11 protein-coding genes are annotated in these 12,595 nt (G+C 65.8%); 9 read left to right on the top strand and 2 right to left on the bottom strand.

The window, feature by feature from the left end:
- Positions 1 to 86: 86 nt before the first annotated feature.
- Positions 87 to 1,253, bottom strand: a complete 1,167-nt coding sequence (gene metK, locus ABIB38_RS02335; RefSeq protein ID WP_429201425.1) for a methionine adenosyltransferase — start codon at positions 1,251 to 1,253, stop codon at positions 87 to 89.
- Between the two features lie 198 nt (positions 1,254 to 1,451).
- On the opposite strand from metK, the gene ABIB38_RS02330 reads away from it, so the two are divergent.
- The 3 genes from ABIB38_RS02330 to dapF are packed head-to-tail and all read left to right on the top strand — an operon-like array spanning position 1,452 to position 4,041.
- Positions 1,452 to 2,303, top strand: coding sequence for a lysophospholipid acyltransferase family protein (locus ABIB38_RS02330; RefSeq protein WP_429201423.1), 852 nt, complete (start codon positions 1,452 to 1,454; stop codon positions 2,301 to 2,303).
- Positions 2,300 to 3,163 carry a lipid A biosynthesis acyltransferase gene (locus ABIB38_RS02325; protein WP_429201421.1) on the top strand — a complete coding sequence of 288 codons (864 nt, stop codon included), beginning with the start codon at positions 2,300 to 2,302 and terminating at the stop codon, positions 3,161 to 3,163. Before ABIB38_RS02330 ends, ABIB38_RS02325 begins: the two co-directional genes overlap by 4 nt.
- A 17-nt stretch (positions 3,164 to 3,180) precedes the next feature.
- Positions 3,181 to 4,041 (top strand): diaminopimelate epimerase, encoded by an 861-nt coding sequence (gene dapF, locus ABIB38_RS02320; protein ID WP_429201420.1) that lies wholly within the window; start codon positions 3,181 to 3,183, stop codon positions 4,039 to 4,041.
- 18 nt (positions 4,042 to 4,059) lie between these two features.
- On the opposite strand, the gene ABIB38_RS02315 is transcribed toward dapF, so the two are convergent.
- Entirely contained in the window at positions 4,060 to 5,763 is a 1,704-nt protein-coding gene (locus ABIB38_RS02315) for a hypothetical protein (protein WP_429201418.1), read from the bottom strand.
- Positions 5,764 to 6,279: 516 nt separating this feature from the next.
- Here ABIB38_RS02315 and ABIB38_RS02310 point away from each other — a divergent pair.
- The 6 genes from ABIB38_RS02310 to dksA all read left to right on the top strand — a co-directional run bounded on the left by ABIB38_RS02310 (position 6,280) and on the right by dksA (position 12,486).
- Positions 6,280 to 7,329 carry a porin gene (locus ABIB38_RS02310; protein WP_429201416.1) on the top strand — a complete coding sequence of 350 codons (1,050 nt, stop codon included), beginning with the start codon at positions 6,280 to 6,282 and terminating at the stop codon, positions 7,327 to 7,329.
- Between the two features lie 218 nt (positions 7,330 to 7,547).
- Positions 7,548 to 8,828, top strand: a complete 1,281-nt coding sequence (locus tag ABIB38_RS02305; protein WP_429201414.1) for a porin — start codon at positions 7,548 to 7,550, stop codon at positions 8,826 to 8,828.
- Positions 8,829 to 8,946: 118 nt separating this feature from the next.
- Positions 8,947 to 9,612, top strand: coding sequence for a DUF484 family protein (locus ABIB38_RS02300; protein WP_429201412.1), 666 nt, complete (start codon positions 8,947 to 8,949; stop codon positions 9,610 to 9,612).
- A gap of 10 nt (positions 9,613 to 9,622) precedes the next feature.
- The gene (locus ABIB38_RS02295) at positions 9,623 to 10,543 is read left to right on the top strand and encodes a tyrosine recombinase XerC (RefSeq protein ID WP_429201411.1); all 921 of its coding nucleotides are present in this window, start codon (positions 9,623 to 9,625) and stop codon (positions 10,541 to 10,543) included.
- 155 nt (positions 10,544 to 10,698) lie between these two features.
- Complete coding sequence (locus tag ABIB38_RS02290; protein WP_429201409.1) at positions 10,699 to 11,775, top strand: CobW family GTP-binding protein; 1,077 nt, start codon at positions 10,699 to 10,701, stop codon at positions 11,773 to 11,775.
- 261 nt (positions 11,776 to 12,036) lie between these two features.
- Positions 12,037 to 12,486, top strand: coding sequence for an RNA polymerase-binding protein DksA (dksA, locus tag ABIB38_RS02285; protein ID WP_429201408.1), 450 nt, complete (start codon positions 12,037 to 12,039; stop codon positions 12,484 to 12,486).
- Positions 12,487 to 12,595 lie beyond the last annotated feature (109 nt).

Below are 12,595 nucleotides of genomic sequence, written 5' to 3'. Positions count from 1 at the left end.
CGCAAGCACGTCGTCCCCACGAAGGTGGGGACCCAAGTTCGCCGCGCAGCCCGAGCGTTCGCCGGGCCCACCACGGCGCGAGCGAATTACGCCAGGCCGGCAGCGGCGCGCAGCTCGGCCGCCTTGTCGGTGCGTTCCCAGGTGAACTCCGGCTCTTCGCGACCGAAGTGGCCGTAAGCCGCGGTCTTGCAATAGATCGGGCGCAGCAGGTCGAGCATCTGGACGATGCCTTTCGGGCGCAGGTCGAAGTGTTCGTTGACCAGGGCGGCGATTTTCTCGTCCGGGATCACGCCGGTGCCTTCGGTATACACGGTAATGTTGATCGGACGCGCCACGCCGATGGCGTAGCTGACCTGCACCTGGCACTGGCGCGCCAGGCCGGCGGCGACGATGTTCTTGGCGACATAGCGCGCGGCGTAGGCGGCCGAGCGGTCGACCTTGGACGGGTCTTTGCCGGAGAACGCACCGCCGCCGTGTGGGGCTGCGCCGCCGTAGGTGTCGACGATGATCTTGCGGCCGGTCAGGCCGCAATCGCCCTGCGGACCGCCGATGACGAAGCGGCCGGTCGGGTTGACCAGGAAGCGGGTCTTGTCCAGCCACTCGCGCGGCAGGGTCGGCTTGATGATCTCTTCGATGACGGCTTCTTCGATCTGCGAATGGGTAACGTCGGGATGGTGCTGGGTCGACAGCACGACGGTGTCGACCGCGACCGGACGGCCGTCGACGTAGCGCAGGGTGACTTGCGACTTGGCGTCCGGACGCAGCCATGGCAGGCGGCCATCCTTGCGCAGCTGCGACTGGCGCTCGACCAGGCGGTGCGCATAATAGATGGCGGCCGGCATCAGCTCCGGCGTTTCGTCGCAGGCATAGCCGAACATCAGGCCCTGGTCGCCCGCGCCCTGGTCGAGATCGATGCCGGCGCCTTCGTCCACGCCCTGGGCGATGTCCGGCGACTGCTTGTCGTAGCAGACCATGACGGCGCAACCCTTGTAATCGATGCCGAAATCGGTATTGTCGTAGCCGATGCGCTTGATGGTGTTGCGCGCCACCGAGATGTAGTCGACGTTGGCGTGCGTGGTGATCTCGCCGGCCAGCACCACCAGGCCGGTGTTGCACAGGGTTTCGGCGGCGACGCGCGCGGTCGGGTCTTGCTCGAGGATGGCGTCGAGGATGGCGTCGGAAATCTGGTCAGCGACCTTGTCCGGGTGGCCTTCGGAGACGGATTCGGAAGTAAAGAGGTAGTCGTTCGACATGTAGGCTCCAGTTACTGTTCACATGAATTGCCGCAGCAAACTGTTGCCTGCGACGCTTTAGCGACATTTATATTCCGCTTCGCAAGTTGTCTGTTAACTCGGCGGATCCAGCATAAAGTGGTATTTTACGCTTCCTTGGAATTTTGGTGTGGAAACGCACGTACAAATACGGACGAGATCCGACACCCATCAATCGACATGCTAGTAGTCATTTTCCGTATCTTATCTATTTTTCCATTGCCACTGCTGCACGCCCTGGGCGCCGCGCTGGGCTGGCTCGTGTACTGGCTGTCGCCGTCGTACAAGCGCCGCCTGCGCGCCAACCTGGCCCAGGCCGGCTATGACGCGCACTGGAAACAGGCCGTGTCCGAGGCCGGCAAGGCCGCGATCGAACTCGCCTTCGTGTGGTGCGCCAAACCGGAACGGGTTGCCAGGCATGCCACGGTGGAAAACTGGGAACTGGTCCAGGAAAAACTCGACGCAGGCCGCGGCATCGTGTTCCTGACGCCGCACCTGGGCTGCTTCGAAATGACGGCGCAGCAGATCGCGCTCAAGACGGCGTTGACGGTCATGTATCGTCCGCCGCGCAAGGACGCGCTGCGGCCGCTGGTCGAAGGCGCGCGCGCGCGCCACAACCTGCACCTGGCGCCGGCCAACCTGTCCGGCGTGCGCATCCTGGCCAAGACCCTCAAGAGCGGCCAGCCGATCGGCTTGCTGCCCGACCAGGTTCCGCAAGAAGGCGAAGGCGTGTGGGCGCCCTTCTTCGGCCGCAACGCGTATACGATGACCCTGCCGGCCAAGCTGGCCCAGCTGGGCAAGGCCGACATCCTGCTGGTGTACGCCGAGCGGCGCCCGGGCGGCGCCGGCTACATCGTGCGCTTCGTGCCATTCGACGGCGACCTGAGCGGCAGCGCCGCCGACCAGGCGGCGGCGATCAACCGCGCCATGGAACAGCTGATCGCGCGTGCGCCCAGCCAGTATTTCTGGAGCTACAACCGCTACAAGCAGCCGGACGGCGTGGCTGGTCCCGAAAGCGAGGCCGCGGCATGAGGGTGTTGCTGGCAATCCTGTGGCTGCTGCATTTCCTGCCGCTGCCCATCCTCGGCCGCATCGGCGAATCGATCGGCAGCCTGATGTTCCTCATCATGGGCCGGCGCCGCCACATCGCGCTGACCAATCTGCGCCTGACCATGCCCGAGCTGGACGAGCGGGAGCGGCGCCGCATCGCGCACCAGCACTTTCGCGCCTACGCGCGCAGCATCGTCGAGCGCTCGATCCTGTGGTGGGCGCCCGAGGAGCGGGTGCGCAGCCTGATCCAGGTCGAACCGGCGGTGCCGCAGGCCGAGATGGAAGCCGGTCCCACGATCCTGCTGTGCCCGCACTTCGTGTGCCTGGACGTGGCCGGCGTCGCCTCGCGTGTGATCCCGGTGTGCAGCATGTACGTGCCGCAAAAGAACGAGGCCTTCGACCGCCTGCTGCGCCACGGCCGCGAACGCTACGGTCCGGTGCGCCTGGTGACGCGCAAGGAAGGCATCAAGCCGATCCTGCGCGCGCTGCGCGACGGCCTGCCCTATTTCATGCTGCCGGACATGGATTTCGGCGAGAAGGATGCCGAATTCGTGCCCTTCTTCGGCGTGCAGGCGGCGACCCTGACCGCGCTGGGACGCATCGCCGCGACCACCGGCGCCAAGGTGATTCCGGTGATCGCGACCTATCTGCCGAACTACCAGGGCTGGCGCGTGCGCTTCTACCCGGCGTGGGACAATTACCCTGGCGACGACATGGTCGAAGCGACCCGCCGCATGAACGCCTTCATCGAGGAGCGCGTGCGCGAGGCGCCGGAGCAGTATTTCTGGACGCATAAGCGTTTCAAGACCCGGCCGCCGGGTGAACCTTCGCTGTACGATTGAACAGGATCGAACCAAGCATGAAACTGACATTCACCAAGATGCACGGCGCGGGCAACGACTTTGTCGTGATCGACGCCATCAACCAGAAGATCGACGTCGACGGCATGAGCGCCGAGCAGTGGCAGCGTCTGGCCGACCGCCGCTTCGGCATCGGCGCCGACCAGATCCTGGTCGTCGAGCGCCCGAGCGAGGACGGCGTGGACTTTCGCTACCGCATCTTCAACAACGATGGCAGCGAAGTCGAACAATGCGGCAACGGCTCGCGCGCCTTCGTGCGCTTCGTGGTCGATAAGGGCTTGACCCGGGAACGCAGCATCCGCGTGCAGACCATGTCGGGCGTTATCAGCCCGCGCCTGGAGGACGACGGCAGCGTGACGGTGGACATGGGCGCGCCGCGCCTCGATCCGGCCGAGGTGCCGTTCGACAGCGCGGGCTTGAACGGCAAGCCGGAGGGCGAGGACACGCTGTGGCCACTGCCGGTCGGCGGCGAGGCCGTGCCGATCTCGGTGGTTTCGATGGGCAATCCGCATGCGGTGCAGGTGGTGCGCAACGTCGACACGGCGCTGGTGGAGCAGACCGGCCCGCTGATCGAACACCATGAGCGCTTTCCGAAACGGGTCAACGCCGGCTATATGCAGGTGGTCGACCGCCATCATATCCGCCTGCGCGTCCACGAACGCGGCGCCGGCGAGACGCTGGCCTGCGGCACCGGCGCCTGCGCGGCGGTGGTCGCCGGCATCCGGCGCGGCCTGCTCGATTCGCCGGTGCGCGTATCGGCCCGCGGCGGCGAACTCAGCATCGCCTGGGCGGGAGCGGGCCAGCCGGTCTACCTCAGCGGACCGGCGGTCTCGGTGTTCGAGGGCGAAGTCGAGATCTGAGCGGCCAGGCCCTCTGCTTCAAGCCGCCAGCTCGATGTCGGCGCCGCCGTCGGCGTCGCTGCCGGAGATCGGCACATTGAGCAGGGTGCGCAGCCGGTACAGCCGCTGCCGATAATTTCCTTCCGGCCCAGCCGGGCCGCAGTCGACCTGCTCGAACAGGCGCACGATGCGATCCAGCGCCTCGCGTTGTTGCGCCGATTCCACCATCACCAGTCGCCGCTTGCTGCGCCCGTAGCTGGCGCGGATATCGATGACGAGGCAATGGCCCTGGTCGGCGGCCCCCACGTCCAGCAGCAGCGCCTCGGCGCGCGACAGGCCGAACAGCGCCGCCAGCTCGATGCGCGCGGCCAGCAAGGGATGCGCCGCCAGCGCATCGGCGTGGCTGGCCAGCAGCCGCCCGGTCTCGGTGTACGGCGCGGCCGTGGCGCGCGGCGCGATCTTGCGCAGCAGCTCGACGGCCTCGGGCGAGCCCTGGGCCGCCGCCTTCTGCAGCCAGTACACGGCGCGCACGTCGTTGTTCTCGTTCTCGCGGCGCGCGCGCCAGGCATTGTGGCCGCATTCGAGCTGGGCATCGCGATACCCCATCTCGGCGGCCCGCTGCAGGTAGCGCTGCGCATCGGCCACGTTACGCTGCGAAAACTCGGGCTTGATATAGATGCGCGACAGCGCATACCAGGCCTCGGCCAGGCCCTGCTCGCCGGCCAGGTTCAGCCAGCGGATCGCTTTCTTGAAGTTGGCGACGGGCGCGTGGGCGACCTGCGCATCCGCGACCTGTCCGCTCGCCGTCCCGCCGCCAGCGCCGCACCGCCTGCCATCGATCCGCATGCGCGCATAGCGCAGACCCAGCGCCAGCTGGGCGTGGGGGTCATGCTCGGCCGCGGCGAGCTCCCAGAACACGGCAGGTTCGCCCGGCTGGCAGCGCGCCGCCGCCGCGCCGGGGTCCAGGGCCTGCACGCCCTGGACCCCATCGAACGCCGGGTCGAGCAGGCGCGCGCAGCGCGACAGCAGGGTGATCTCGTCGGGCGCGAAACGCCGCATGTCCCCCTGTTCGCCGCGCTCGCCGATCAGCGCGCGCGCCTGCGGCAGCGCGCGCTCGAGGTAGACGTCCCAGCGGCGCGCCGCCCATGCTTCGTCGAGCGCGGCGTATTGCGCCGCGCCGGCGCCTGGCGGACGCAGCGTCCGCTCCTGGCCAGACTGGGGCGCCGGCGCGGGCGCCGGCGGACGCTCGACGGCGCCGGACGCGGGCCCCGGACGCGCCGCGCCGCTCGACGGCGCCGTCCGCATGCCGGGCTGCGCCGTGGGCGGCTTGCCCTGTCGCTGCGACAGCAACCATTGCGCATGCGGGAAGCCGGCGCGCGCCGCGTCCTCGAGCGCCTGCACGGCCTTCGGATGCTGCTGGGATGGCGCCGCCGCAGGATCGAGCACCAACTGGGCAAACACCAGGCCGGCATGCAGGCTGCCGTCGTCATAGGCGCGCTCGTACCACTGGGCGACGGCCGCGGCGTTATGCTGGGCAAGCTCAAGAGGAATATGGTTACCGATCAACTGCCAGGCAGGTGGGCAGTCTTGTCGGGCCGCGCGTTCAAGCCAGTGCAGCGCCGTTGGCAGGCTCTGCGGGAGTCCGGCGCTGCCGAACAAATACAGCTTGCCCAGCTCGAGCTGGGCCGTCGCCTGCCCGGCGCGGGCGTTGCGAATGATCGCCAATTCTTCGCGGTTAGCCATCGTTGGAATACATGAAAAAAGTGAGTCGGCAACACGTAGCGGCGACGGCAGCACGACCGCCCGGCCCCAAGGCGCCAGCCGGCCTGGCGAGCTTGCCAATCGATGAAATATTGACGGGGCCTGTCGCCGCTCATGCAAATTTGGCCAAAGTCTAAGCCGCTGCCGCCGGCGATTCGATTCGATTCCGGGGTGAGTTGACGGGGCGCAAAGCTGGTTTAAGCGGATGAAACCGGCCGCTCCAGCCGCAAGACATTGAAGCATGCCCGAGGCCGCTTCATGGAAAAAACACCGCCGTCCTTTTCTCGGACGCAAAAACCGCCGGCCTTGTGGCAGATGGCATGCGTATCGAATACGTTTCGAAAATACAACAGTACGATGCGATTTATTAGCGATGTACCAAGCGTGCCACTGATAATTGACCAAATAGCCAGCCCTGAAGTTTGAAACAATCAGGTGACCCGAGCGGCCGGCTTCGACGCCATGCATGCGCTCACCTCGATCCCGGGAATGCCCAACATGAAGAAATCTCTCCTGGCCGTCGCACTGCTTGGCGCTTGCGCCGGCGCGGCCCATGCGCAGACGTCGGTGCAAATCTACGGCAACCTCGATGCCGGCATCGTCAAGCGCAGTGGCGAGAACGTCAGCATCGGCAAGCGCGCCGCCAATACCCTCGGCATCCGGGGCGCCGAAGACCTGGGCAATGGCTTCAAGGCCCTGTTCCACCTTGAAATGCGGTACGAGCCGGATACCGGCAGCAGCGAGATCGGTCCCGGCGGCAATCAGCGCCAGCTGTTCCAGGGCCAGAGCCGGGTCGGTCTGCAGGGCGGCTTCGGCATGCTGCGCATCGGCCGCGGCCTGACCCCGTTTCATGAAACCATCGGCAACTTCGAACCCTTCCATGCGATCCCGACCGCGGGCGGCTTCTATACCGACCTGAGCGTCGCCGGCTACAGTTCGCAGCCGCTCGACCCAGTCGGCGCCTCGGGCAACCGCTGGTCGAACGCCATCTGGTACAACTCGCCGCTCGTCAATGGCTTCCAGCTCAATACCGCGATCGCGACCAGGGAAAACAACGGCGGCGTCGCCGTGATCGGCCGCGGCAGCGCCGGCGCACCGCAGTATCCGGCCGGCGCCGAAGCCTCGGCCAATCCGTTCTCGGTCTCGGCCACCTACAACAATGGCCCCGCCGCCCTGATGGCGGCCTACGAGCGCAATGCGATCGAATCGAAGGTCTGGTCGGTCGGCGCCTCGGTCCAGGCGACCCCGGAACTCAAGCTCATGGGCACGTTCACCCGGCTGGACGAAGAGCATACCCGCCCGTTCAACAGCGACACCAGCGCGTGGGTAGTGGGCGCCAACTACACGCTGGGCCCCGGCAAGTTCCTGGCCGGCTATGGACAGAAAGACATCGATGGCCTGGAGAAGGTCAGGCAGCTGTCGCTGGGCTATGAATACAGCCTGTCCAAGCGCACCTATCTGTACATCGACGCCTCGCGCAAGAAGGGCCTGCTGACCAGTCCAGGCACCGTCAACCAGTACGACATCGGCATCCACCACGCGTTCTGAACCCTGGCGGGCCGGCGGAAGCAGCGCGCCGCCGCTCGCGCAGGGCGGCGTGGAGCAACCATCGGCCGCCGGGTCATCCCTCCTCCATGTAGCGTTTTCACAACGTCTGATCGTTCCCGGCGTTTTCGCGAACGACCGTTCTGTACAGTGCGCCATGGCAATGGCATATTGGTAGAGCGAGCTCATACATCGCGACAAGAAAATAATATGGAGACACGATGAAGAAAAGCCTGATTGCCGCCCTGCTCGGCGCGACCTTTGCATCCTCCGCCCTGGCTCAGACCAGCGTCCAGATCTACGGCATCGCCGATGCCGGCGTAATGTGGCAAAAAGGCGGACCGACCAAGATCTATAGTGGCGGCGCCGACGGCTCCCGCCTTGGCCTCCGGGGGAGCGAAGACCTGGGCAATGGCTACAAGGCCATCTTCAATCTCGAGGCCCGTGTCGAACTCGATAACGGTTCGCAGCAGCCGGCCCTGATGAACGACAATCCGGGCGTCTACCTGCTGCGCGGCATGAACCAGATTCCGCAAGCCATCCGCGACCGCCTGCAGGCGGCCATCCAGCCGCCGGGCGCGCCCGCCGTCAACCAGGAAAAAGCCCTGTTCGACCGCACCTCGATGGTCGGCCTGATCACCCCGATCGGCGCCGTCATGCTGGGCCGCATGTACACCCCGGGCTACGAGGTGTTCAACATGGCCGACGCCTTCGAATCGGGCACCGCCGGCTCCTGGGGCCACATCACCGGCGGCACCGCCGGCTTCACCGCGCTGGGCGCCGACATCCGCTCGCAGGAATCGATCCAGTACCGGATCGCCCTGCCGAACGGCCTGGGCGGTTCGGTCATGTATGGCGCGCGCAATTCCGGCTACCTCGGCCGTTATTACAAGTTCCGCGGCGGCGCGATCACCTATAAAGCCAATGGCTTCGACGTCGGCGTCGGCTACAACCACGGCTACGACATGCAGAACCGTCCAAGCCTGCGCACCATGACGGTCGGCGGTTCCTACACCCTGGGCGAGAGCTGGAAATTCTTCGCCGGCTTCCACAGCCAGCGCAACCAGAATTCGGCGCTGCTGCCCGATTACCTGGCCGGCTGGAACCAGGCCGTGGTGCCGGCGCTGATCGCGCAAGGCGTGCCGGAGGGCACCCGGAATGCCCTGCTCAGGATCTTCCAGACCAATATCAGCGCCAACACCCAGCAGGATGCCAACAGCTACCAGGTCGGCGTTCACTATCGTGTAGGCAATGGCCGCATCGTGGCCTCGTACGCGCACCAGAACGACCGCACGGCATCGAACAGCGACGCCAACCTGTACGCGGTGGGCTACAACTACTACCTGTCCAAGCGCACCGACCTGTACACGGCGCTCGCCTTCATCAAGAACGACAACGAGGCGCAGTATTCGCCGGGCACTTCGGGCAACCCGGGCGGCTTCACCGAAACACCGGGCGCCGACGGCCGCGCCCTGCAAATGGGTATCCGTCACCGCTTCTGACCGTTTCCCGCTCCCCGAAAAGACGCCTGCGGGCGTCTTTTTTTGTCATCTGTTAAAACTTCGGCGCCATGCCCGCGTCGGGTAAAATGGTTTGATTCATTCCACCACCCAATTCCCCATGAGCATCGCACCACTGGACGCCGCCGCTGTCGCGCAATACCTGATCGATCATCCGCAATTCTTCCAGGAGCACGCCGGCCTGCTGGGTGAAGTAAAACTGTCGAGTCCTCTCACCGGCCGCGCCGTGTCGTTGCAGGAGCGGCAGATGGAAGTAATGCGCGACAAGTTCCGCGCGCTCGAACTGCGCCTGTCGGACCTGTCCCGTCGCGCCGAGGAAAACGCCGGCATCGCCAACCGCTTCCACGCCTGGACCCAGGCCTTGCTGGTGTCAAAGGGTGGCGCGGCCATGGCGCGCGACCTGACCGACGGCCTGCGCACCCATTTCGTCGTGCCGCAAGTGACCTTGCGCCTGTGGAACGTGGCACCGGACCATGCCGGCGAATGGTTCGCCCAGGGCGTGTCGGACGACGCGCGCATCTTCGCCAACAGCCTGCGCGCGCCGTACTGCGGCCCGAACAACGACTTCGAGGCGGTGCGCTGGCTGGACGATGCAGCATCGATCCGCTCGACCGTGATGCTGCCGCTGGGCCCGCCGGGCCAGAGCTTCGGCCTGCTGGTGCTGGGCTCGCCCGACCCGGCGCGCTTCACGACCGCGATGGCGACCGATTTCCTGGTCCACATCGCCGCCACCTCGACCACCGCGCTGGCGCCGCTGCGCGCCTGAGCCAGGGGCCATGGACTGGACCGCGCGCTACCTGGGCGAACTGGCCACCGGGCGCCAGCTGTCGCCGCACACGGTGGACGCCTACCGGCGCGACCTGGCCGAGCTGGCCGCACTTGCCGGCCACGTCGACTGGCCCCGGCTGACCCATGCCGACATCCGCCGCTACGCGGCCAGGCTGCATGCCGGCGGCCAGTCGCCGCGCACGATCGCGCGCAAGCTGTCCGGCTGGCGCGGTTTCTATGCCTGGCTGTCCAATCAGACCCCGCTGGCCGCCAACCCGGTCGATGGGGTGCACGCACCCAAGCGCCCGCGCAGCCTGCCCAAGGCGCTGGCCGTCGACGATGCCGTGCAGTTGATGGAAGCAAGCACGCGCGGCCACGCCGAACCCTTCGAGCTGTGCAACCGCGCGATGTTCGAGCTGCTCTATTCGAGCGGGCTGCGGGTGTCGGAACTGGCCGGCCTCGACTTCGCCTGGCAGGATGCGCGCGCCGGACAGCCGGCCTCGCTCGGCTGGCTCGACCTGCAGGCCGGCGAAGTGGTGGTGACCGGCAAGGGCAACAAGATGCGCCGGGTGCCGGTCGGCGCCCCGGGGCGCGCGGCGCTGGCGGCCTGGCTGGCGGTGCGGCCCGCCGCGCGCGACGGCAGCGCCGCCCTGTTCCTGTCGGCGCGCGCTACCCGCATCTCGCCGCGCGTGGTGCAAAACCGCCTCAAGCAGCATGCGCTGCGCGCCGGCACGCCGCTCCACGTGCACCCGCACGTGCTGCGCCATTCGTTCGCCTCGCACCTGCTGCAATCGTCGGGCGACCTGCGCGCGGTGCAGGAATTGCTCGGCCACGCCAGCATCACCTCGACCCAGATCTATACGGCGCTGGACTTCCAGCACCTGTCGAAGGTATATGACGCGGCCCACCCGCGCGCCAAGGCCAAGTAATCGTCCGGCCGGCGCAGGCGCACCATTCCGGCCACATCCCCGGGTTGATGGTTTGAACTCGATCAAGCCCGTACACGGTTGATGGTGAGCTTGCAGGAATTGCGGCATAATCCCCCGGTTCTTTTGTCCAACCCCCCAACACGAGTAGCGTACCAATGGACCTGATTCCCAGCACCATCCTGACCGGCTTCCTCGGCGCGGGCAAGACCACCCTGCTCAACCGTATCCTGCAGGAAGAGCACGGCATGCGCATCGCCGTCATCGAAAACGAATTCGGCCAGGAGAATATTGACAACGAAATCCTGGTGCAGGATTCGAGCGAGCAGATCGTCGAGATGAACAACGGCTGCATCTGCTGCACCGTGCGCGGCGACCTGATCGTGGCCCTGAACAACCTGGCACAGAAGCGCGCCGCCGGCGAGATCAGTTTCGACCGGGTGGTGATCGAAACCACCGGCCTGGCCAATCCGGGCCCGGTGGCCCAGACCTTCTTCGTCGACGAGGAAGTGGGCGCCAACTACCTGCTCGACGCCGTGGTGACCGTGGTCGACGCCCGCCATGCGATGGACCAGCTGACCCAGAACGAGGAAGCGCAGCGCCAGGTCGGTTTCGCCGACAAGATCCTGCTGTCCAAGACCGACCTGGTCGATGCCGCCGCCGTCGAGACCCTGAAGGCGCGCCTGCGCCGCATCAATCCGCGCGCGCCGATCGCGACCAGCGATTTCGGCCGCGCGCCGATCTCGGACGTGCTCGACCTGCGCGGCTTCAACCTGAACGACAAGCTGGAACTGGATCCCGACTTCCTGAAGGTCGAGGAAGACCACGATCACGCCAGTGAGCATGACCATGAGCACGGTCACGACCACGCTCACTGCGGCCACGACCATGCGCACGGCGAAGCCTGCAACCACGACCACCACCACGGCCACCACTCCGACGACATCGCCGCCTTCGTGTTCAAGAGCGAACGCGCCTTTGACCCGGAACGCCTGGAGCAATTCCTGGGCAGCCTGGTGCAGGTATTCGGTCCGCAAATGCTGCGCTACAAAGGCGTGCTGCGGATGGAAGGCGTCGACCGCAAGGTGGTGTTCCAGGGCGTGCACCAGATCATGGGCAGCGACGTGGGACCGAAATGGGGCGAGAGCGAGACCCCCGCCACCAAGATGGTCTTTATTGGTAAAAATTTACCGAAAGACGTATTTATCCGCGGACTTGAACAATGTTTGGTATAAACTATATCGGTTTGCCCGGCCGGTTCAAGGTCACATGACGACCCGTCGCGACAGTTTGTCGCGGCCGACTCCCCGGACGGACCGGTGCGCTATATACTAGCCGCCAGCCTACTGTAGCGAACTGTCCTTGCTGCATATGCGGCGCGGCCAGAGAAGGGATGGCGCCAGGTCGCCATCAAGGCAGCCTGCCTCACGCACACCCTATCGGGGATGAAGTTGGCAGACTGATAAAATGAAAACCTCTGTCGTATCGAAGGCATCATGACTAAAACAACGAAACCGAATACCGCCCAGCCCGAAGAACGCCTCCTGACGGAAGAAGAGATTCGGGCGATGAGCGATGACGACTACATGAATCCGGCCCAGCTCGCGTTCTTCAGGAACCGTCTGCAGGAACTCGAGAAGGAATTGCTGAAGAACGCCGGTGAAACCACGGAACACCTGCGCGAAACCGTCCTGGTTCCCGACCCGGCCGACCGGGCGACGATCGAGGAAGAACATGCGCTGGAACTGCGCACCCGCGACCGCGAACGCAAGCTGCTCAAGAAAGTGCAGCAATCGCTGCAGTCGATCGATGGCGGCGAATACGGCTGGTGCGAAGAAACCGGCGAACCGATCGGCATTCCGCGCCTGATCGCCCGCCCGACCGCCACGCTGTCGCTGGAAGCCCAGCAGCGCCGTGAACTGAAGCAAAAACTGTACGGCGACTGATTTATCGTCGTGCCTACCAGAAAAAGCATGCGACCCGTCGCATGCTTTTTTTGTTTGCGCGTCCTGCATGAGCGCGCACGTTTCAGGCGCCATGCATATGCTATCGTTT

The organism is Massilia sp. UYP11 (genome assembly GCF_050434805.1).
GTDB lineage: Bacteria > Pseudomonadota > Gammaproteobacteria > Burkholderiales > Burkholderiaceae_D > Telluria.
Note: the sequence above shows the minus strand (reverse complement) of the source record. Positions and strands in the feature narration are given on the sequence as shown.

Excerpts from the sequence above, each read along its gene's own strand:
- metK (WP_429201425.1), bottom strand. The coding sequence starts at position 1,253 with ATGTCGAACGACTACCTCTTTACTTCCGAATCCGTCTCCGAAGGCCAC.
- ABIB38_RS02330 (WP_429201423.1), top strand. The coding sequence starts at position 1,452 with ATGCTAGTAGTCATTTTCCGTATCTTATCTATTTTTCCATTGCCACTG.
- ABIB38_RS02325 (WP_429201421.1), top strand. The coding sequence starts at position 2,300 with ATGAGGGTGTTGCTGGCAATCCTGTGGCTGCTGCATTTCCTGCCGCTG.
- dapF (WP_429201420.1), top strand. The coding sequence starts at position 3,181 with ATGAAACTGACATTCACCAAGATGCACGGCGCGGGCAACGACTTTGTC.
- ABIB38_RS02315 (WP_429201418.1), bottom strand. The coding sequence starts at position 5,763 with ATGGCTAACCGCGAAGAATTGGCGATCATTCGCAACGCCCGCGCCGGG.
- ABIB38_RS02310 (WP_429201416.1), top strand. The coding sequence starts at position 6,280 with ATGAAGAAATCTCTCCTGGCCGTCGCACTGCTTGGCGCTTGCGCCGGC.
- ABIB38_RS02305 (WP_429201414.1), top strand. The coding sequence starts at position 7,548 with ATGAAGAAAAGCCTGATTGCCGCCCTGCTCGGCGCGACCTTTGCATCC.
- ABIB38_RS02300 (WP_429201412.1), top strand. The coding sequence starts at position 8,947 with ATGAGCATCGCACCACTGGACGCCGCCGCTGTCGCGCAATACCTGATC.
- ABIB38_RS02295 (WP_429201411.1), top strand. The coding sequence starts at position 9,623 with ATGGACTGGACCGCGCGCTACCTGGGCGAACTGGCCACCGGGCGCCAG.
- ABIB38_RS02290 (WP_429201409.1), top strand. The coding sequence starts at position 10,699 with ATGGACCTGATTCCCAGCACCATCCTGACCGGCTTCCTCGGCGCGGGC.
- dksA (WP_429201408.1), top strand. The coding sequence starts at position 12,037 with ATGACTAAAACAACGAAACCGAATACCGCCCAGCCCGAAGAACGCCTC.